We start from the raw sequence: 20,512 nt of genomic DNA, 5'->3' as shown, positions 1-20,512 counted from the left end.
ACAAATGGTGATTTAACAATCTTTGTATAGTAATAAGGCAGTTCTTTTTGAAAAAAGTTCGATTTTTCGACACATAAATGTCCGAGGTCCGACAAAGTCTCGAAATAAAGGCATCGATATTTGTTATAAATTGAAAGGGCATAGATTACTATATTTTTCTGTGATAAATGTCGCTGAGAAGGATTGGCAACATGAATACAATTAAAACGCTAAGAATGTATTTCCTGAAAAGGAGGGAAAACAATGTACCGCAAAGGATGTCCTGACGAATATCCCATTACCTTAATTTTAAATGGGTATGAGATTGCTGTATTTCAATTGACTAAACACGATTTAGAGGATTGGGCTTATGGTTATTTGTTTTCTGAAGGTTTTATTCAGGAAGCGAGTGAGATTGAATCCATCAGCATTAATGAAGAAATGGGCAGCATCCATGTCTCACTTCTGAATGGTTTTAATGCAGAAGAGTTATTTACGAAGAAGAAGCACTACACAGCAGGCTGTGGCCGCGGTGTCACATTTTTCTCGATGACAGACGTGAAAAACTTTCAAAAAGTGGCTTCTGAATATTGTCATAAATTGAGTTATTTATTAAAAAAACAGAGTGAATTTGCTCGAAATTCACCGTTTTACTTGGAAACTGGCGGAATGCATGGAGCCTGTATTGTAGATGAAGCAGGCAATATCACCGTCCGGGAAGACATTGGGAGGCACAATGCAGTCGATAAGATCATTGGCCACACACTACGAATTGGGTTGCAGCCTGAACGGTTGATACTATTAACAACCGGAAGGGTTTCATATGAAATGCTCTCCAAAGCAGCGAAATTTGGATTTCCTGTTATTGGCTCACGAACAGCAGCCACCAAACAGGCTGTTCAGCTTGCTAAATATTTAAATATCGAGGTAATTGGCTATTTACGAGGGAAAATGGCCAATATTTACACCTCAACAGGCCGAGTTCAAAATGACTTAGTGGAAGAACCCGCTGTAGAGATGCATTGAAGGGAGGAATAACCGAACAAGCTGTAACTAGATAAAAAAGGGATGTTCTATTCAATTCTGGGAAGGAGATAGAAAAATGGTTGAAATCAACTTAAACCGCCGGCAATTTTTGAAGTTGTCAGGAGCTACTGCGGCAACATTGGCTGTTGTTGAATTAGGCTTTGATACAAAAAAAGCCCATGCAGCAACAAAAGAATTTAAAATTGCCAAATCAACTGTAACACCAACCATTTGCTGCTTTTGCGGCGTAGGTTGTGGAATTTTAGTCCATACCAAGGACAACACAGTGGTTTATACGGAAGGGGATCCGGATAACCCAATTAACGAAGGTAAGCTATGTAGTAAAGGAACGACAATTAGACAATTATATACTTCTGAAAAGCGTGTAAAGAAACCGCTTTATCGTGCGCCAGGCAGTGATAAATGGGTAGAAAAAGACTGGGAATGGATGTATGAAACCATTGCCAAACGTGCAAAAGAAACGCGTGATAAAACATTTGTAGCAACAGAAAACGGCTTAACTGTAAATAAGACCGAGGCAATCGCAAGCCTTGGCGGAGCAGCTCTTGATAATGAAGAGTGTTACCTGCTCTCAAAAATGATGAGAGGGCTTGGTGTTACCTATTTAGAGCACCAGGCACGAATATGACATAGTTCTACGGTTGCCGGTCTGGCACCTTCATTTGGTCGTGGAGCAATGACTAACCATTGGAATGATCTGCAGTATACTGATTGTGCATTGATTATGGGTGCAAACCCTGCTGAGAACCATCCAATTAGTTTTAGATGGTTAACGAAAGCAAAGGATAAAGGCGGAAAAATTATTTCTGTTGACCCACGTTTCACAAGAACGTCGTCAATGGCCGATGTTTATGCACCTCTTCGTTCTGGAACGGATATTCCGTTTATGGGCGGGATGATAAAATATGCCCTTGATAATAATCTTTATCACAAAGAGTATGTTGCTAACTATACAAACGCAGGCTTTATCGTAAAAGAAAGCTTTACCTTCGAAGATGGTCTATTCTCAGGCTATGACGAATCAAAACGTGCCTATGATAAAACACAATGGGCATGGGAAACAAATGAAGATGGAACTTCAGTAAAAGATGAAACTTTAGAGCATCCACGTTCCGTGTTCCAATTAATGAAAAAACACTACACACGTTATGATGTTGATACTGTTTCAAAAGTAACGGGAACACCAAAAGAAGACTTATTAAAGGTTTATGAAACGTTCTGTGCCACTGGTCAGGTTGGTAAATCTGGAACCATCATGTATGCAATGGGAACAACTCAGCATACAGTTGGAACCCAAAACGTTCGTGCTTTCGCAATCATTCAAATGCTTCTTGGAAATATCGGACTTCCTGGCGGAGGAATAAATGCAATGCGCGGCGAGTCCAATGTACAAGGATCAACGGACTTCGCTTTATTGTATGATACAATCCCGGGCTATCTAGCAGCACCAAAAGCGATTCCAGAGCATGCCACACTTGAGGGCTATAATGCAAAGGAAACACCGAAAACAGGCTATCAAAGTAATAAACCAAAGTTTGTTGCCAGTCTTTTAAAAGCTTGGTATGGTCCGAATGCAACGGCAGACAATGAATTTGGCTATCAATACCTGCCAAAAGGCAATAAAAACTACTCACATATTAACTTGTTTAAGGCTATGTATGAAGGCACGATAGAAGGAGCTTTTCTTTTCGGAACAAACCCCGTAGTAGGCGGTCCGAATGCAGGAAAAGAAAAAGAATCTCTTAGCAATCTGAAGTGGTTAGTAGCTGTTGACCTTTGGGAAACAGAAACTTCTGCCTTCTGGCAAAAAGAAGCCGGCAGTGACCCATCCAAGATTAATACTGAAGTATTCTTCCTTCCAGCATGTTCTTCTTATGAAAAAGAAGGAAGTATTTCGAATAGCGGCCGCTGGATGCAGTACCGCTGGCAGGCAATTAAGCCATTAGGTGAATCAAAAGCAGACTTAGAAATCATCCATGAGCTTGCAACAAGAATTAAGGGTCTATATAAAAATGAAGCTGGTCCTGCAGCTGCTCCAATCAATGCTCTTTATTGGAACTATGGTGAAGGTCACCATCCAGATATCGACCTTGTTTGTAAAGAAATCAACGGTTATGACGTCAATACGGGTAAACAGGTTGCCGGCTTTGGTGCACTTAAGGATGATGGATCCACATGTTCTGGTAACTGGATCTATTCAGGCTTCTATCCTGAAGAAGGAAAGAACCGTGCAAAAAACCGTGACAATAAAGATACAGGCATGAGCAATTACTTGAACTGGGCATTTGCATGGCCTGCAAATCGCCGTATCATCTACAACCGTGCTTCAGCAGATCCAAGCGGTAAGCCTTGGAGCAAGGATAAAGCTGTTATCTGGTGGGATGATGTTCAAAAGAAATGGGTTGGACATGACGTGCCAGACTTTGTTCCGACCAAAGCGCCTACTGACCCAACAGGAACTGATCCATTTATAATGAACAAAGATGGAGTGGGCTTACTGTATGCACCAACATTGAATGATGGTCCGTTCCCTGAACATTACGAACCATTTGAAAGCCCAATGTCCAATCCTTTTTCAAGTCAAGAATTAAACCCGGCTGCTGTTGTAATCGAGGGTGACTTCAATAAGCGCGGCTTTAAGGCAGACTATCCTATTGTTGCTACAACCTATCGGGTAAGTGAGCACTGGCAGTCTGGAACGATGACACGTAACCAAGAATGGTTATCTGAACTGGTTCCTCATATGTACGTGGAAATTAGTGAAGAGTTAGCAAAAGAAAAAGGCATTAAAAACAAAGATAAAATCATTGTCAGCTCCGCTCGTGGAGAGGTAAAAGCTTTCGCAATGGTGACGAAACGCTTTAAGCCTCATACCCTTAATGGTAAAAAGGTTCACCAAATCGGTATGCCATGGCATTTTGGTTATAAAGGTATTGCAACTGGGGATACAGCAAACCACCTGACACCTCATATCGGGGATGCGAACACAACGATTCCTGAATATAAGGCATTCCTTTGTGACGTAAGGAGGGCTGACTAATGGCCACTGAATATGTAAAATTTGTTGATGTGACCAAATGTGATGGCTGTCGTGCCTGTATGGTTGCTTGTAAAAACTGGAACGATCTTCCTGCTGAGCCGCAGGATTTCCTTGGCAGTGCACAATCACATGTGAAGACAACTGCTGATACTTGGAACGTACTACAATATATCGAGCATGAAAATTCAACCGGCAAACTTGACTACCTATTCCGTCACTCAGCATGCTTCCATTGTACAGATGCTGCTTGTGAAAAGGTTTGTCCTGAGAATGCCATTAGCTACACTGAATTTGGTACAGTGGTTATTGACCATGAAAAGTGTGTAGGCTGTGGATATTGCGTAAATAACTGTCCATTTGAAGTCATTTCCCTTAAGGAATATATTGATAAAAATGGTGATAAATACAGAAAAGCTAACAAATGTACCATGTGTACGGATCGTCTTGAAGAAGGCTTACAGCCTGCCTGTGTTACAACCTGTCATACAGGAGCAATGGAGTTTGGCGACAAAGCTGCTATGATCAAGAAAGCAGAAGAGCGCGTGAAACAAATTAAAGACCGCTATCCAAATGCTCAAGTATATAACCCACAAGGCGTAGGAGGTACACATACGGTTTATGTATTAGCAGAAAAGCCATCTGTTTATGGCTTACCTGAAAATCCAAAAGTGCCAACATCCGCTGTTATTTGGAAAGACTATGCACAACCAATTGGTAAGATGATGATTGGGGCAACTACAATGGCAGTTGTCGGAGCTTTCATTACAAATACGATTATTAGTAAGAAGAAAAACGGTAAAAACGAAGACGGAGGTGAACACCATGAGTAAACCTCAAAAGTCGACAGTAAAAGTAAGACGTTTTTCTAAAGCGTTTGTTTGGGCACATGCCGTAAATGCGCTTTCGTTCTTTGCCCTGTATATTACAGCTTTACCAATGTATACTGAGTTTTTCGACTGGTTGTATCCAGTTCTTGGCGGACCAGAGGGAGCACGTCTCCTTCATCGGATCTTCGCAGTTACGTTCATAACACCAACGTTTATTTGGGTGATTTTTGACTTCAAAGGCTTTAAGCTATGGATGAAAGAACTTGTTACTTGGAAAAAACGCGATCTTGAGTTCTTTACTGAATTCGTAAAGGAACTTTTCGGTTTCAATTTCAAGCACGTAAGGCAAACATTCTTTAACGCTGGTGAAAAGATTAACTCAATCATCCAAATTGTCACGGCAATCTTAATTATTGGCTCAGGATTTCCAATGTGGTTCCCACAAATTTTCCCAAAAGCTGTAGTGCAATGGGCATATTTACTACACAATGTTGGTTTCGGCCTTGCTATCGCGGTAGTCGTAGGACATGTCTATCTATCTGTTATTCACAAAAACTCTAAACCAGGATATTCCGGTGTTATCACAGGTGAAGTACCTGCATGGTGGGCTCAAGAACACTATCCAGATTGGTATGATGAAGAGGTTGCGAAGGGTAACTTCCCTGAGATTGATGCGAATGGCAATCCAAAAAAACCAACTAGTCCTGACAAGAACAAGAAAAAAGGCGCATAGGACCGAAAAGCGGAAGCGCCTTGACCAGGGAAAAAAGCAGTTCATTTTTTCCCAGGGGCGACAGGCATAAGACGAGCCGGCGAGAAGGTTGCTCTTTAACCTTCTTGACGGATTGGCTTATGACCCAGAGCCATTAGGCGCTGTAGCTAGACACAGCCATTGAATGAATGAATAAACCAAGATGGCTGTCTGTAACAGGACAGCCATTGCTTTATAAGGCTCTTTTCTTAAACTTTGTTACTTTTGGAACAAAATTTAATGATTATGCCAAGATTCCGCAGAAAATAGAATAAATTTAATAAGAAAAGAGCCTACAAACAAAATTCTAAAGCGCAAAATAGCTATTTCCACGTTAAAATCGGCTTTAAGATTTTAACAACAATCATTACGAAAACAGGCCTTTATAAAAATAAAAAGAGGTGCACAACGATGAAAAAATCCGTTGTTTCAAAAGAATATCAGAATTTGCAGAAGGATATTATCGCTCTTCAAGAGAATTGGAAAGAGAGCATTAATCCAGAAGCTATTATTCCTAACCTTGATGCATCTGCAATGGCAGCAGGAGTGCCTGCTGTGGCATTAACGTCTATTGATTTTGAAATTTCACTATTCTTACAGTGGATAGAGGAGATAAATGCACTTTTAATCAAAAACAATCCTGAGCTCGAAACAAAGCTTGCAGGAGTTATGACACTATTAAACGAAGAAACAGCAATTCGCTGGATTGACGAAGCATTTTCGTTCAACAGTGTTTATTTTGCTAGTTTTGCTGAAGAAAATGGACTAGAAGAATGGATTCCGCAATTTCTAGCTGAAACCGCACTCCGACCATACTTGCAGCTTACTGCTGAGAAAATTCAGCACGAAATCTCTCATGCTGTTCTAGGAGCGGGCTGTCCAGTTTGTGGTGAGCCTGTACGGCTTGCTGTTCTTGAGGATGAAGGCAAAAAAGTAATGACATGCCCGCGCTGTCTGGCTCATTGGAATGCAAAACGGGTTGAATGTGCACACTGCGGTAATGATGATCACAAAACCATTCAGTACTTGACGATTGAAGGCGATGCATCCTCGCAAATTCAGGTTTGTGAAAAGTGTATGGGGTATATTAAAGTGATAGATACAAGACAATATCTTAGCAAGCCGTCAGCGGCCATGCTGGATTTAACTACGATTCATCTTGATTTTGTGGCCCAAGAACAAGGCTATCAAGCAGTAGGTGAAAACAAACAAACCAATTAAGAAGGTGTCTTTTCATGAAAGCTGCGGCTATTATTTTATCAGGTGGAAAATCAAGTAGAATGGGCACGAACAAGGCTCTCTTAAAACTAAATGAGAAAACAACGATAGAAAGAATGGTTGATACTCTTAAGGTATATTTTGATGAAATTATACTCGTTACCAATGATCAGGAATCCTATCAGTTCTTGGAAGTGAAAATGGTGTCGGACCACTATCAAGGAAAGGGACCGCTCGCTGGCTTTCATGCAGGATTAATGGCTTCTAACTACGATGCGAATTTCATTGTAGCGTGTGATATGCCGTTTATTTCAGGAGAACTTGCTGCTGCCCTTGTTGAAAGGATTGACCATTATGATGCCTTAGTACCTGTTATTAGTGGAAAAATGCAAACTTTATGCGGTATTTTTCAAAAAAGGACGGTTACTAAAATTGAAGAATGTATTGAAAATGGACATCTTCCGATAAAATATCTGCTTGAGCATTTAAATGTCCTATATTTATCTGAAAAAGATTTGCAAGATTATAGTAACATAGACATAGAGCGTGTCTTTTTCAATATGAATCATCCACATGAATATGAGGACGCAAAAAAGTGGCTCAGAAGCTGATTAGATAGGAAGGATGTAAAGCACAATGCAATTTTTCAAAGTCAAAACAGTCGAAGAAACCTTTGCAATGATAGAGGAAAAGATTCTAGCAATAAAAGATACGGAAGAACGTTCACTCGAAGACGCTCTTCAATATATACTAGCGGTGCCTGTCTCCGCAAAGGAAAATGTCCCAGGCTTTGACCGCTCAACAGTTGATGGTTACGCTGTTAAAGCAAAGGATACCTATGGCACATCGGATTCCATGCCGGGATTTTTTACGGTAGTGGGAGAGGTGAAAATGGGTGAGTCGGCTGCTGTTCCTGTGGGTCAGGCTGAAGCAATCTATGTCCCGACAGGTGGAATGATTCCACCAGGAAGTGACAGCGTGATCATGATTGAACATTGTGAAGACCATGATGGTCTTTTAAATACCTATAAGCCAGTTGCACCTGGCGAAAATATTATTCGTGCTGGTGAGGACATTCGCGAAGGGGAAGTTCTCCTTCCAGAAGGAACGCTACTCAGGCCACAGGAGTTAGGGGCGATTGCTTCACTGGGAATTAGCACGGTTACTGTCTATCGCAAGCTAAAAGTCGGTTATCTATCATCTGGTGACGAAATTGTTCCCTATCAAACAGAGAAACTTTTAGAAGGTCAAATCCGCGATATTAATTTTTTAACCATTGCGGGCCTCGCAAAACAATGGAATATCGAGGTTGTTTACGGTGGAATCGTCAAGGATGACTACCAAGAGTTTCTGCAAAAGGCGCAAAACTTATATGATGAAGTGGACTGCTTAATTCTCTCAGGAGGAAGCTCTGTTGGAGCAAAGGACTACACCACAGATGTCATCGGGTCCTTAGGATCACCAGGTGTGTTTGTTCACGGCATTTCCATCAAACCAGGGAAACCTACAATTCTTGCGATGGCAAATGGAAAACCTGTTATTGGCTTACCAGGACACCCAGCGTCCGCGATGATTATTTTCATGCTTTTTGGTGAGAAAATTCTTCGAAAGCTTAAAGGTGAAAAAATAGATAAGAAACCGGACCGAATTTTTGCACGGATTACAAAAAATATTCCATCCGCACCGGGACGGTCCGATTATATTCGGGTTCGTCTGTTTGAGAAAGAAGGAGAATGGTGGGCCGAGCCGATCATCGGAAAGTCAGGTTTAATAACGACATTAGTGAAAAGCGATGGAATTGTTGAGATAACTTCGGAAAAAGAGGGGATTTCACAGGGAGACTTTGTACCTGTGATTGCAACACGATGAGGGGGACGAATAGATGGACCGCAAAACGTATAAACGGAAAATATATTTAGAGGACAAACCCCGATCGGAAGCGAAACGAGAAATTCTCGAGGCGTTTGTGCTGCCCCTTGAAAAAGACATAATCTCGGTAAGTGATGCACTAGGACGCGTTACAGCTGAGCCGATTTTTGCCAATGTGTCTATGCCGCATTACCATGCATCCGCAATGGATGGGATTGCTGTTATCGCTGAAAAAACGTATACCGCTCATGAGCAAAGTCCACTACAGCTTAAGCTGGGTACAGATTTTTCTATTGTGGATACAGGAAATGCCATTCCTGCTCCCTATAATGCAGTCATTATGATAGAACATGTCGATATGATTGATGAAGAAACGATTGAAATCATTGAGCCGGCGACACCTTGGCAGCATATCCGCCCAATCGGGGAGGATATTGTTCAGGAGGAAATGCTGTTTCCACAGGGACATATACTAAGACCTGCCGATTTAGGCGTACTTTTAGCCAGTCAGCAGCTTCACATTCCGGTTATCAAAAAGCCAATTGTCACGATTATTCCTACAGGAAATGAGCTTGTCGAGGCAGATGCAAAGCTTTTATCTGGGAACATTATTGAATTTAACGGGACGGTATTTGCAAATTTTGTCAAAGATTGGGGCGGAGAGCCAAAACTTCATTCCATCGTGAAGGATGATCCTGAGAAGATTAAGAATGTATTACTAGAAGCAGCGGAAACTTCGGATATAATCGTTATTAATGCCGGATCATCAGCAGGCTCAAAAGATTATACCGTTCATATCATTGGCGAAATTGGCACTGTCTTTACCCATGGGGTGGCAGCAAGACCAGGTAAACCGGTTATTTTAGGAAAAATAAACGAGAAAATCGTTGTAGGCGTACCAGGATATCCGGTGTCAGCCTATTTAGCATTGGAATGGTTTGTTCGCCCATTGATTTGTAAGTATTTACAAATACCGGAACCAAAACGGCAAACCGTTACCGTCAAGCTCGGCCGCCGAATTGTTTCGGGTATGGGTGCCGAGGACTTTGTACGAATGAATATCGGCTATGTGAATGAACAGTTTGTGGCCAATCCGCTGACGCGTGCCGCGGGTGTAACCATGTCGTATGTAAGAGCAGATGGCCTTCTTGTCGTACCAGCAAACGTAATTGGCTATGAACAAGGTGAGTTTGCCGAGGTGGAGCTTTTAAGACCGCTGGAGGAAATTAGAAATGCCATTATGTTTTGCGGCAGTCATGATTTGACGATTGACCTTTTATCATCACAATTAAAAAGAGTCCGCACTGACATGAAAATTGTCTCTGCGCATGTTGGCAGCATGGCTGGAATTATGGCTATTCGAAAAGGAGAGGCCCATGTAGCGGGCATTCATTTGCTTGACCCAAATACAAAGCAATATAATATCTCATATGTAAAGAAAATATTAGCTGGTGTTGATGTGGTCCTTTATCCATTTTTAAAACGAAAGCAAGGCTGGATTTTACCAAAAGGAAATCCGCTTGGTATTGAAAATGTTACCGACATTGCGAAAAAAAATGCCAACTTTGTCAACCGCCAAAAAGGGGCAGGTACAAGGATTCTCTTTGATATGCTCTTAGAGGAAAACGGGATTTCTTCAGAAGAAATCACCGGCTACGACAGAGAAATGTTTTCACACTTAGCTGTGGCAGCGGAAGTTAATGGCGATGACCATGGAGCAGGACTCGGAATTTATCCAGCAGCAAAAGCCATGGACCTAGATTTCATTCCCGTTGGTGACGAAGAATATGATTTAGTGATGACAAAAAGCTTCTATGAGAGTGAAAGTGGCAAGCAATTATTAGAAATTATCCACTCAGTAGATTTTAAACAGCAAGTTGAGAAGATCGGCGGCTATGAAGTGGTTGAAAATGCGCAAGCCAAAGAGTTGGGCTAAAAGAGGTGTAAAATGAATTTTCAAATTTCAAAAGAACCCATAGATATCCAATCCGTTATTGATAAGGTCGTTCAGCGTAACGCAGGAGCGATTACAACCTTTATTGGAACCGTTCGTGAATTAACAAAAGGAAAAAAGACACTTTTTTTAATCTATGATGCGTATGAAGCGATGGCTGTAAAAAAGCTTGAGCAAATTGGCAAGGAAATTGAAGAGCGCTGGGAAGGTGCTCAGGTAGCGATTACCCACCGAGTGGGCAGACTTGATATCACCGATATTGCAGTAGTTATTGCTGTCTCTACCCCCCATCGTAATGATGCCTATGAAGCGAACCGCTATGCGATTGAAAGAATTAAAGAAATTGTTCCGATTTGGAAAAAAGAACATTGGGAAGATGGCGAAGAGTGGATGGGTAACCAGCTCGAAACAGTCGCTTATCCAACAGGTAAACCAGAGGAGGGCGATTTAAATGAATAAAGTATTGTTTTTCGCTCATTTACGTGATGCAGTGGGAGAAGAATTTCTGAAGTTAGATGTTGCGGGTAAAACCATTGCTGAATTAAAGGCTGAATTGGCGACTAACTATGATCTCCCGAAATTGGACACTGTAATGACGGCTGTAAATGAAGAGTTTGCACAGGATGATGAAGTGATTCAAGACGGTGATGAAATTGCCTTTATCCCGCCAGTAAGCGGCGGTTGATATGGTTTTTGGAAAAGAGGAAAACAGGATGGACGAACGATATTCACGGCAGATCCTCTTTCCAGGAATCGGAAAAGAAGGACAAGATAAAATACGGTCGAAGCATGTATTAATGATTGGAGCCGGCGCCCTTGGGTCAGGTAATGGAGAAGTGCTTACTCGGGCAGGAGTTGGACGGCTTACCATCGTCGACCGTGACTATGTTGAGGCGAGCAATCTTCAACGCCAGCAGCTTTATACAGAAGAGGATGTGGCTGAGAAGCTTCCGAAGGCGGCTGCAGCTAAAAAACGCTTAAAGGCTATCAACTCTGATGTTGAAATTAATGCGATTATTGGTGATGCCACTCCATCAATGCTTGAGGATTTGGTGAAGGATGTCGATATCATTATCGACGCCACCGATAATTTTGAAACGCGGATGACCATTAATGATGTTTCACAAAAATATAAGATTCCTTGGATTTATGGGGCGTGTGTCGGCAGTTATGGGATGAGTTTTTCGATTATCCCAGGCAAGACCCCTTGCTTAAACTGTTTGCTGCGGACCATCCCGATGCAGGGATTAACATGTGATACCGGCGGGATTATCTCTCCGACCGTCCAAATGGTAATTGCTCATCAAAGTGCAGAAGCGCTCAAAATGCTTGTGGAAGATTGGGACGCAGTCCGAACTTCATTTGTCAGCTTTGATTTATGGCGAAACCAATATACTAGTTTAAAAATGGGGAAAGCCAAATTTTCAGGCTGTTTATCTTGTGGCGAGGAAAGGACCTATCCTTACTTAGACCAGGAAAACATGACAAAGACTACTGTCTTATGCGGCAGAGATACTGTCCAGATTCGTCCATCTGTTCAAGGAGCTATTTCGCTTGAAAAACTAGCCGGTCAGCTTGGTTCACTAGGATATACCGTAAAAGGGAACCCTTATCTCTTATCCGTAGAAATGGGCAGTGAGCGAATGGTCATTTTCAATGATGGCCGTGCTCTCATCCATGGAACAAAAGATTTAACCCATGCAAAATCAATTTACCAAAGAATTTTAGGATAATAGGTTTACAGTAATCGCCAATCATCTGAATGGCGGTTTTTTGTCTTGAGTAAACAGATATTTCCCGTCTAAGGATTGCAATGAAGTCCAGTAGTTAACAATCGAAAAATTATTTTCCGGGCAGATACAGTTATATTCAAAAATCGACATGTTTCACGTGAAACATTTAGAAGGATGTCGAATTTTTAAATAGTTATAGAATTTGGTATGATGGGATAGAAGTTGAACTAGAGGAGTTTATAAATCGTGAATATTTCAGTAGATAAATTATTAAGGAAAATCGAAGAAGAATTAAAACTGGCGAAAAATAGTACGAAGCAAGAAAACTTGCGGGAAAAAGTCTACTCTATTAAAATATTATGCGAGTTGATACTAGATGAAAAGCAGAACCTACACGTTGCAACACCAGCCATTACACCTGCATACCAGCAGCCTGTGATAGCACAGCCATCCTTTCGACAGCCAGTATCATTAAATCAGCCAAAAAAACTAGAAATGGAAGACGAAGCAAACGGAGATTCACTGTTTGATTTTTAAGGGGGAAAAATATGAAAACCTTTATTATTATTGGTGCGATTAACGCTTTTATAGCTGTCGCGCTAGGAGCCTTTGGAGCCCATGGACTTAAGGATAGGCTAGATCCTTATTACTTAGATATTTGGAAAACGGGAGTTCAGTATCAAATGTTCCATGCAACAGGGCTGTTGGTAATCGGAATCCTCCTTGGAAAAGTTGCCGCCAGTTCATACTTTACTTGGTCAGGCTGGCTCATGTTTATTGGAATCATCTTTTTCAGCGGCAGCTTGTATATCTTAAGCTTAACCAAGATTGGGATATTAGGGGCAATCACTCCGATTGGAGGCGTCTGCTTCCTAGCAGGATGGGTTCTAATGATCATCGGTACAGTTAAAGATTTGTAACAGTAAAAAGGCATTGGATCGATTCCAATGCCTTTTCATAATTATCTTGGCGGGAAAGTACTTAAACCAGGTGAAGCGCCAAATGGATATTCATATTCTAGTTCCTCATCGAAAGTAGCATAATCGAAAGCTACCATTGGGATGAGGGTGCGCTGACCTGTTTGTGGATCACTTAAAATGAGATGATCCCGGCCTGCGGCTTCAATAAGACCAACAAACTTCTTTGCATTCCATTGACTGTTACCCTCAAAGGTTGCATATACCGTGGCTAGTTTCCCTTTATTTAAGCGTAAAATATTTTCGATGTACGACTGCTCTATTGGCAGCATTCCCTGTGGCTGTACTGTTCCAGGAGGTGTTTGTGGTGCACCTGCTGGCGGATACTGTGGAAATTGTTGCTGCCCGCCAGGAAAAAATCCTTGACTCTGACCTTGATATTGATTGGCTCCCTGCTGTCTTACAGGATAAGCTTGATACCCTTGTTGATTATAATATTGATTCATCTTTTCCCCTCCTAAAATGACTGGACCCGTGGCCCAACAGTCTATTCATACTCCTTAAACCCCTAAATGGTGACAATTGGAACAATCCCGTTTGTGAGATGATACGGAGCTAAAACTTAAGATTCGCTGTTTTATTTGTATGAGGTATCAAGGGTAATTATGACAAAGGAAAACAACAAAAAAAGTCCTCAGCAGGAGCTGAGAACTTTGCGATTAAACATGCAAGAATCTTGATACTCTTTCTTCTTCTAACAGGTTGCCAACAAAGAAGGCACCAAATTCACCGTAGCGTGCACTTACTTCATCAAAACGCATTTCATAGACTAGCTTTTTGAATTGAAGAACATCTTCTGCAAAAAGCGTTACGCCCCATTCGTAGTCGTCAAAGCCGACTGAACCTGTGATAATTTGTTTCACTTTCCCTGCGTATGTACGTCCGATCATTCCATGGCTGCGCATCAAATTGCGTCGCTCTTCCATCGGCAGCATATACCAGTTATCGCTGCCTTGACGTTTCTTGTCCATAGGATAGAAACAAACATGCTTCGTTTTGGGTAATTTTGGATAAAGACGAGCAAGAATTTGTGGATTTTGGTATGGATCCTCACCAGCAGGCAAGTAGTTACTTAATTCCACAACAGAAACATAGGAATGAGCAGGAATCGTGAACTCTGCTAATTTAGTTTTATTAAACTCTGTTTCAATTTCGTTTAGTTCTTCCATAGTTGGACGTAAAATCATCATCATAAAATCAGCCTTTTGACCAACAACTGTATATAAAGCGTGGCTGCCTTCGTTTCGTTCCTGTGTATGATTCCACTTTTCCACTAGACTTAAAAACTCGTGAATCGCTGACTGGCGTTCATCACTTGAGAGCATCTTCCAAGTTGTCCAATCAACCGTACGGAAATCATGCAGGCAATACCAGCCATCAAGCGTAATTGCTGCTTCACTCATTATAATCACTCCTAAATAATCATTCTTATTATTTACAATCTTTACTATATCATAGTTTGACCAACCGACGCTCGAATAAACCTTCATGGATATTTTAAAAAAAAGTGGTACATAGTAAAGGATGTGTGAAGTTTTTTGAATAGAATAACATTTGTAGTGAAAACGCTACCTAAGTTGAATTTTTCAACAGGTAAAGTATGCTAAAATAGGTAGATTTAATTAGGGAGGATTTAATGTGGCTGATTTATTTGAAGGCTTAAAACAAAAATTATCTGGTCGGGATATGAGAATCGTTTTTCCTGAAGGTCTGGACGAACGGATTGTAAGAGCAGCCAGCAGGCTTGCGGAAGAAAAGCGATTGACCCCCATCTTAATAGGGAACATTGAACAAGTACAAGCAAAAGCTCAGGAGCTTGGTGTTTCCTTAGACGCAGCAGAAATCTATGATCCAGCAAACTATGCTGCAATGGACGAGCTTGTTGCAGCATTTGTTGAGCGCCGTAAAGGGAAAGCAACAGAAGAAGACGCACGTAAAATTTTATTAGATGAGAATTATTTTGGCACCATGCTGGTGTACTTAAATAAATCAGACGGCTTGGTGAGTGGTGCGGCTCACTCAACAGCGGACACAGTTCGCCCGGCACTACAAATCATTAAGACAAAAGCAGGCGTTAAGAAAACATCTGGAGTTTTCATCATGGTTCGTGAGGATGAGAAATATGTGTTTGCTGATTGTGCAATTAATATTTCCCCTGATAGCAATGACTTAGCCGAAATTGCGGTGGAAAGTGCAAAAACAGCGAATATGTTTGATATTGAACCACGGATTGCGATGTTGAGCTTTTCAACAAAAGGCTCAGCAAAATCAGAAGAAACCGATCGAGTGGCTGGAGCAGTTGCAGAAGCTAAGCGTCGTGACCCTTCTTTAGTGATTGATGGCGAGTTCCAATTTGACGCAGCGTTTGTACCTTCTGTGGCAAAAAGTAAGGCACCAGATTCACCCCTTCAAGGGAATGCGAGCGTGTTTATCTTCCCAAGCCTTGAAGCTGGGAACATCGGCTATAAGATTGCTCAGCGGTTAGGCGGCTTTGAAGCGGTTGGTCCGATTCTACAAGGATTAAACCGACCAGTTAACGACCTATCCCGCGGCTGTAATGAAGAAGATGTCTATAAGCTTGCATTAATCACTGCGGCGCAGGGAATATAAGAGGTTATTGAGGTCAGTCCAAGGTTGTGGGCTGGCTTTTTTATATCAGTTTTATGGTTTTGGACAATTTCGGGGTGAATTTGGACATTTTATAAGTTCGTTTGGACATTTTTTAGCCTGTTTTGGATAATTAGAAATTTATTGGAAAAATACCGCAGTATCAGGAACTATTTTAAATGGATTCTTTTTGCTAAAATGAACTTACTATTCAATTTGAGGAGATAAACACTATGGAAGGTTTACTTCAACAGCCGGAATGGCGGATTATTGACCAGTCTTCACTTGGCAGCCATTTTCCTGCCTTACAGTCATTCGGCACCGATGATACGTTGTGTGCCTCAGTTGGTTCTGGACAGGCACCGGCAACCGCCAGAACATGGGTCCACCACAATACGATTGTATTAGGGATCCAAGATACCAAACTGCCATTCTTAAGGGAAGGAAGGCAATTCCTTAGCACGCAGGGCTATCAGTCTATTGTAAGGAACTCAGGCGGTTTAGCCGTGGTACTCGACGCAGGGGTGTTAAATATCTCGTTAATTTTACCAGAAAAGGAAAAAGGAATAGATATCAACCGTGGGTATGATACGATGTGGCAGCTCATTCAAAACATGTTTGTGGAATACAATAAGCCGATTGAAGCAAGGGAAATCGTCGGATCTTACTGCCCAGGGAGCTATGACCTTAGTATTGATGGGAAAAAATTCGCGGGTATTTCGCAGCGCCGCCTTAAAAAAGGGGTGGCTGTACAAATCTATCTTTGTGTCAATGGCAGCGGCAGTGCTCGAGCGTCGTTAATCCAGCAATTTTATGAGATTGCCAAGAACAAGCAGGAGACAAAATTCACCTATCCAGAAATTGTACCCGATGTGATGGCTTCACTGTCTGAGCTTTTGGACACGCCCCTAACGATTTCGGATGTCATGCTTAGGCTGTTGAACCAATTGAAAACCAACAGTGGCCACCTCTACGCTGGACAGCTGAATGAGCTCGAACTAGACCTCCTCCCCGGCTATTATCAGAGAATCATCGAACGAAATGAAAAACTGAATGAAATGTAAAAAGCCGTAAACCTCAATGGATTTACGGCTCTTTTAAAGAGGATATTGTTCTTCTCCCGAGTAATACTATTCTGCAACTTTTTCTAGGTTCCCATTACGGTCCATTTTAAATTTAGTCGCAGGTCTTTCTTCTTCCTCAAATAATACCAGTTTGCGCGCGCGGTTCATGATTTTCATGAGTGTCTCGTAATCTTCTTGGATGGTTTCGGTATTTTGCTCGAGGCCCGCAATTTTTGTAGACATTTCTTCATTTTGCCTGCGTAACTCAGCTATTTCGCGCTTCAATCTTTCATTCTCACTTTTTAATGCTTCATTTTGCAGATTCGCATGATTAAAGTTTTGTAAGTAATCAATGACGTTATCTAGTGACAATCCTGACGCTGGTGTTACTGGTCTGTATGTTGGTGCGCTTGGCAAAACATACGTTTCTGCTGCTGCCTCTGTTGATAAATCTGGCATTTCATAGGAAGCTTCCATTTGCACTTCCATAGGCGCTGATAGTGTTTCAAAATCATCAGTAGCCGGTACTGGAGGATTATAGAGTAACTTTTTCTTTCCTCCTTGATCTTTCCCTAACACTCTTGATCTTTGTTTACGCTGTTTTTTTGCTAGTTGCAACGCTTTTTCATAGCGATGGCGCACAACGGCATTCCATCTGAAACCACAGGCTGCAGAAGTCCGATTTAGCTTGTCTCCTACCTCTTCAAAAGCGTTTAGCTGGGTACTGCCCTCACGTACATGGCGAAGGACGGTTTCAGCTAACAATAAATCATCTTCATCTGTCCAGGCATCTTGCCGAACTTTCATATCTTTTCAGCTCCCTATATAAATAATGACAATGAACTCGTGACGAGTTTTTAAAAGTTCTAGTCTTATCTTGGACAAGTTTTTCAAGCTTTATACCAAAATGTTGCAAGGATAATAGTTTTTTTAACTGAAAGAGTTACAAGGATTGCTAAAGATTGCAACTTGCAATGGGAGATAAGAAATTGTAAAATACCTAAGGAGTTAAATTGTAACGATATTGGATAAAATAATAGTAATAGATAGCAAAGAAAGGGTGGAAGTAATGTCAAATGAATTCCGTGTTTGTGATGATTGTCAGGCCGTGAATCTAAAGACATTAATCCCTCGTTTGAAAGAATTGGACCCCGATGCTGAAGTCAAAATTGGCTGCCAATCTTATTGTGGACCTGGCCGAAAAAAAACATTTGCCTTTGTTAATAATCGTCCGCTAGCTGCCCTAACCGAAGAGGAATTAATGGAGAAAATTAATAAGAAGTTAAAATGATCACCTACGACAAGCCTTAGGTGATTTTTCTTTTCATATATTGTCGAAAAATCCTGCGGAAAATTGCTGGAAATTGGGATATAATAGAAGAAAGTTTAGAGGAAGAGGGAAAGCAATGCGATATTCGGCGGAAAAACTGAGTGAGGAAAAAGTATTTAAAGATCCTGTTCACCGCTATGTTCATGTGCGTGATCGGGTAATCTGGGATCTGGTAGGAACAAAAGAGTTTCAACGTTTACGCCGTATCAAACAGCTCGGAACCACCTTTTTAACCTTTCATGGTGCTGAGCACAGCCGCTTTAACCATTCTCTCGGAGTATATGAAATTGTCCGCCGCATCATCGATGATGTGTTTGCAGGCAGACCGGAATGGAATAACGATGATCGCCTCCTAACCCTATGTGCCGCACTTCTCCACGATTTGGGGCATGGCCCATTTTCCCATTCGTTTGAAAAAGTGTTTGATTTCGATCATGAAAATTTCACTCAGGCAATCGTGTTAGGAAATACTGAGGTTAACGCTGTTTTGAAAAAGGTTAGTCCTGATTTTCCGCACCAAGTGGCTGAAGTAATCGCGAAAACATCTGCCAAAAAGCTGGTCGTCAGCTTAATTTCCAGCCAAATTGATGCCGATCGGATGGATTATTTGCAGAGGGATGCTTATTTTACCGGGGTGAGCTATGGTCAATTCGACATGGAGCGAATTCTTCGCGTCATGAGGCCGAAGGAAGACCAAGTGGTGATCAAGAAGAGCGGTATGCACGCGGTTGAAGATTATATTATGAGCCGCTACCAAATGTATTGGCAGGTATATTTCCATCCTGTGTCCCGCAGTGCCGAGGTTATTTTGACTAAAATCCTCCACCGCGCCAAGCAGCTGTATGAAAACAACTATTCTTTTAAAAATGACCCGATCCACTTTTATTCTTTCTTTAAGGATCAGGTGACGTTAGAAGATTATTTAAAGTTAGATGAATCGATTATTTTGTATTATTTTCAAATCTGGCAGGATGAAGACGATGTGATTTTAAGCGACCTGTGCCGGCGATTTGTGAACCGGAATCTTTTTAAATATGCCGAATTTGATCCTGCAAAGGAATATAAAAAGCTCGCTGAACTGACGCGTCTCTTTGAAAAAGCAGGAATTGATCCTGACTATTATTTAGTGGTCGATTCATCCTCCGATTTACCATACGATTTTTATCGTCCAGGTGAAGAAGAGGAACGTTTGCCGATTCATTTACTGATGAAAAATGGGGAAATAAAGGAGCTTTCTCGAGAGTCTGAGATTGTCGACGCAATCTCTGGTAAGCGGAGAACCGACCATAAGCTGTATTATCCAGTCGATTTCTTAGAAGATGAAACCTCGGAAAAGACTATTAAAGAACAAATACGTACCCTATTAGAGATATAACCAGTGAGTAGGAGCTGACGAGAGTGTTAAAAGATCATGCCAAGCTGATGCAGGCTGTATTAGTATCCGGAGAAATCGTCGGGAGAAAAAAGCTGCAAAAGATGATATATATTGCAAAAAAGGTGGAATTTCCATTCCATGAACGGTTCCAGTTTCATTTTTATGGTCCTTATTCAGAGGAGCTAACATTGCGGGTCGAAGAGCTTTGCAATATGGGCTTTCTCAATGAAACCAAAGAGAAAAAAGGCGGTTACTTTCAATATCGCTATACCCTGACAGATACAGGAAAAGAGTTTTTAGGCTTAAACGAAGTGGAAATGCCATTTTTACAAGATTGCCTCGAGGACATGAACGAACAGAATGCTAGATTCCTCGAGCTTGTTTCGACTGTTTTATATTTTGATAATCTTTCCAAAGAAGAAGTATCTGAAAAAGTATTTACCTTAAAAAGCAGCCAGAAATACACGGAGGAAGAAATTGACCTCGCTTATACCTATATTGAATCGCTAAAAGAAAAAGCTAAGCTCCAGTAAATCGGGCTTAGCTTTTCTTTTACTTGTCGCTGGCTCTAACGCCGGCAACACCGTAATGCTCTTTTTTCATTTCTTCAATGAAAACGACAACGGCTTCTTTAGGGGCTCCGGTTGTTTCGCTGACAGCGTCCGTCACTTTTTCAACAAGCGCTCTTTTTTGGTCATCTGTACGGCCTGGCAGCATTTTTACTGTAACATATGGCATGAT

General features: G+C 41.4%; 23 protein-coding genes. 19 read left to right on the top strand and 4 right to left on the bottom strand.

What is annotated here, in order from left to right:
* Positions 1–243 precede the first annotated feature (243 nt).
* The 14 genes from fdhD (at position 244) to J2Y03_RS18395 (ending at position 13,338) form a co-directional block, all read left to right on the top strand.
* Positions 244–1,005, top strand: coding sequence for a formate dehydrogenase accessory sulfurtransferase FdhD (gene fdhD, locus J2Y03_RS18460; RefSeq protein ID WP_310196564.1), 762 nt, complete (start codon positions 244–246; stop codon positions 1,003–1,005).
* A gap of 85 nt (positions 1,006–1,090) precedes the next feature.
* Positions 1,091–4,066 carry a formate dehydrogenase-N subunit alpha gene (gene fdnG, locus J2Y03_RS18455; RefSeq protein WP_310196882.1) on the top strand — a complete coding sequence of 992 codons (2,976 nt, stop codon included), beginning with the start codon at positions 1,091–1,093 and terminating at the stop codon, positions 4,064–4,066.
* Positions 4,066–4,896, top strand: a complete 831-nt coding sequence (locus J2Y03_RS18450; protein WP_310196561.1) for a 4Fe-4S dicluster domain-containing protein — start codon at positions 4,066–4,068, stop codon at positions 4,894–4,896. The genes fdnG and J2Y03_RS18450 overlap by 1 nt, the downstream gene beginning before the upstream one ends.
* Positions 4,889–5,626: a formate dehydrogenase subunit gamma gene (locus J2Y03_RS18445; RefSeq protein ID WP_310196559.1), complete on the top strand. Its 738-nt coding sequence runs from the start codon at positions 4,889–4,891 to the stop codon at positions 5,624–5,626. The genes J2Y03_RS18450 and J2Y03_RS18445 overlap by 8 nt, the downstream gene beginning before the upstream one ends.
* A gap of 167 nt (positions 5,627–5,793) precedes the next feature.
* On the top strand, positions 5,794–5,919 hold the full coding sequence (locus J2Y03_RS18440) for a hypothetical protein (protein ID WP_310196556.1): 126 nt from the start codon (positions 5,794–5,796) through the stop codon (positions 5,917–5,919).
* Positions 5,920–6,055: 136 nt separating this feature from the next.
* Positions 6,056–6,865 carry a formate dehydrogenase accessory protein FdhE gene (locus tag J2Y03_RS18435; RefSeq protein WP_463675880.1) on the top strand — a complete coding sequence of 270 codons (810 nt, stop codon included), beginning with the start codon at positions 6,056–6,058 and terminating at the stop codon, positions 6,863–6,865.
* Between the two features lie 14 nt (positions 6,866–6,879).
* Entirely contained in the window at positions 6,880–7,473 is a 594-nt protein-coding gene (mobA, locus tag J2Y03_RS18430; RefSeq protein ID WP_310196553.1) for a molybdenum cofactor guanylyltransferase, read from the top strand.
* Between the two features lie 25 nt (positions 7,474–7,498).
* Positions 7,499–8,731: a molybdopterin molybdotransferase MoeA gene (locus tag J2Y03_RS18425; RefSeq protein WP_310196551.1), complete on the top strand. Its 1,233-nt coding sequence runs from the start codon at positions 7,499–7,501 to the stop codon at positions 8,729–8,731.
* Positions 8,732–8,744: 13 nt separating this feature from the next.
* Complete coding sequence (locus J2Y03_RS18420) at positions 8,745–10,667, top strand: molybdopterin biosynthesis protein (protein WP_310196548.1); 1,923 nt, start codon at positions 8,745–8,747, stop codon at positions 10,665–10,667.
* Between the two features lie 12 nt (positions 10,668–10,679).
* Positions 10,680–11,144 carry a molybdenum cofactor biosynthesis protein MoaE gene (locus J2Y03_RS18415; RefSeq protein WP_132087603.1) on the top strand — a complete coding sequence of 155 codons (465 nt, stop codon included), beginning with the start codon at positions 10,680–10,682 and terminating at the stop codon, positions 11,142–11,144.
* Positions 11,137–11,370: a molybdopterin converting factor subunit 1 gene (moaD, locus tag J2Y03_RS18410; RefSeq protein WP_132087606.1), complete on the top strand. Its 234-nt coding sequence runs from the start codon at positions 11,137–11,139 to the stop codon at positions 11,368–11,370. The genes J2Y03_RS18415 and moaD overlap by 8 nt, the downstream gene beginning before the upstream one ends.
* 28 nt (positions 11,371–11,398) lie before the next feature.
* Positions 11,399–12,418: a MoeB/ThiF family adenylyltransferase gene (locus tag J2Y03_RS18405; RefSeq protein ID WP_310196544.1), complete on the top strand. Its 1,020-nt coding sequence runs from the start codon at positions 11,399–11,401 to the stop codon at positions 12,416–12,418.
* 246 nt (positions 12,419–12,664) lie between these two features.
* Complete coding sequence (locus tag J2Y03_RS18400) at positions 12,665–12,955, top strand: YwdI family protein (protein WP_310196541.1); 291 nt, start codon at positions 12,665–12,667, stop codon at positions 12,953–12,955.
* 11 nt (positions 12,956–12,966) lie between these two features.
* Positions 12,967–13,338: a DUF423 domain-containing protein gene (locus J2Y03_RS18395; RefSeq protein WP_132087615.1), complete on the top strand. Its 372-nt coding sequence runs from the start codon at positions 12,967–12,969 to the stop codon at positions 13,336–13,338.
* A 41-nt stretch (positions 13,339–13,379) separates the two neighbouring features.
* Here J2Y03_RS18395 and gerQ read toward each other — a convergent pair whose 3' ends face one another.
* Both gerQ and hemQ read right to left on the bottom strand, forming a co-directional pair.
* Positions 13,380–13,841 carry a spore coat protein GerQ gene (gerQ, locus tag J2Y03_RS18390; RefSeq protein ID WP_310196537.1) on the bottom strand — a complete coding sequence of 154 codons (462 nt, stop codon included), beginning with the start codon at positions 13,839–13,841 and terminating at the stop codon, positions 13,380–13,382.
* A 213-nt stretch (positions 13,842–14,054) separates the two neighbouring features.
* The gene (hemQ, locus tag J2Y03_RS18385) at positions 14,055–14,798 is read right to left on the bottom strand and encodes a hydrogen peroxide-dependent heme synthase (protein WP_132087621.1); all 744 of its coding nucleotides are present in this window, start codon (positions 14,796–14,798) and stop codon (positions 14,055–14,057) included.
* A gap of 235 nt (positions 14,799–15,033) precedes the next feature.
* On the opposite strand from hemQ, the gene pta reads away from it, so the two are divergent.
* Positions 15,034–16,005: a phosphate acetyltransferase gene (gene pta, locus J2Y03_RS18380; RefSeq protein WP_310196533.1), complete on the top strand. Its 972-nt coding sequence runs from the start codon at positions 15,034–15,036 to the stop codon at positions 16,003–16,005.
* A gap of 230 nt (positions 16,006–16,235) precedes the next feature.
* Positions 16,236–17,066: an octanoyl-[GcvH]:protein N-octanoyltransferase gene (lipL, locus tag J2Y03_RS18375; RefSeq protein ID WP_310196531.1), complete on the top strand. Its 831-nt coding sequence runs from the start codon at positions 16,236–16,238 to the stop codon at positions 17,064–17,066.
* 66 nt (positions 17,067–17,132) lie between these two features.
* Here the strand turns inward: lipL and J2Y03_RS18370 are convergent, their stop codons facing one another.
* A complete protein-coding gene (locus J2Y03_RS18370; RefSeq protein WP_132087630.1) occupies positions 17,133–17,873 on the bottom strand; it encodes an RsfA family transcriptional regulator in 741 nt (246 codons plus the stop codon).
* 262 nt (positions 17,874–18,135) lie between these two features.
* On the opposite strand from J2Y03_RS18370, the gene J2Y03_RS18365 reads away from it, so the two are divergent.
* From J2Y03_RS18365 to J2Y03_RS18355, 3 genes are all read left to right on the top strand, one after another.
* On the top strand, positions 18,136–18,357 hold the full coding sequence (locus tag J2Y03_RS18365; protein ID WP_132087633.1) for a YuzB family protein: 222 nt from the start codon (positions 18,136–18,138) through the stop codon (positions 18,355–18,357).
* Between the two features lie 115 nt (positions 18,358–18,472).
* Complete coding sequence (locus J2Y03_RS18360) at positions 18,473–19,771, top strand: HD domain-containing protein (RefSeq protein ID WP_310196526.1); 1,299 nt, start codon at positions 18,473–18,475, stop codon at positions 19,769–19,771.
* A 23-nt stretch (positions 19,772–19,794) separates the two neighbouring features.
* Positions 19,795–20,304, top strand: coding sequence for a YwgA family protein (locus J2Y03_RS18355; RefSeq protein WP_310196523.1), 510 nt, complete (start codon positions 19,795–19,797; stop codon positions 20,302–20,304).
* Positions 20,305–20,323: 19 nt separating this feature from the next.
* Here the strand turns inward: J2Y03_RS18355 and J2Y03_RS18350 are convergent, their stop codons facing one another.
* Positions 20,324–20,509 (bottom strand): 2-hydroxymuconate tautomerase, encoded by a 186-nt coding sequence (locus J2Y03_RS18350; RefSeq protein WP_132087642.1) that lies wholly within the window; start codon positions 20,507–20,509, stop codon positions 20,324–20,326.
* Between the last annotated feature and the right edge of the window lie 3 nt (positions 20,510–20,512).

The sequence above is a fragment of the Neobacillus niacini genome, assembly GCF_031457145.1.
Taxonomy (GTDB): Bacteria; Bacillota; Bacilli; order Bacillales; family Cytobacillaceae; genus Neobacillus; species Neobacillus niacini_J.
Note: the sequence above shows the minus strand (reverse complement) of the source record. Positions and strands in the feature narration are given on the sequence as shown.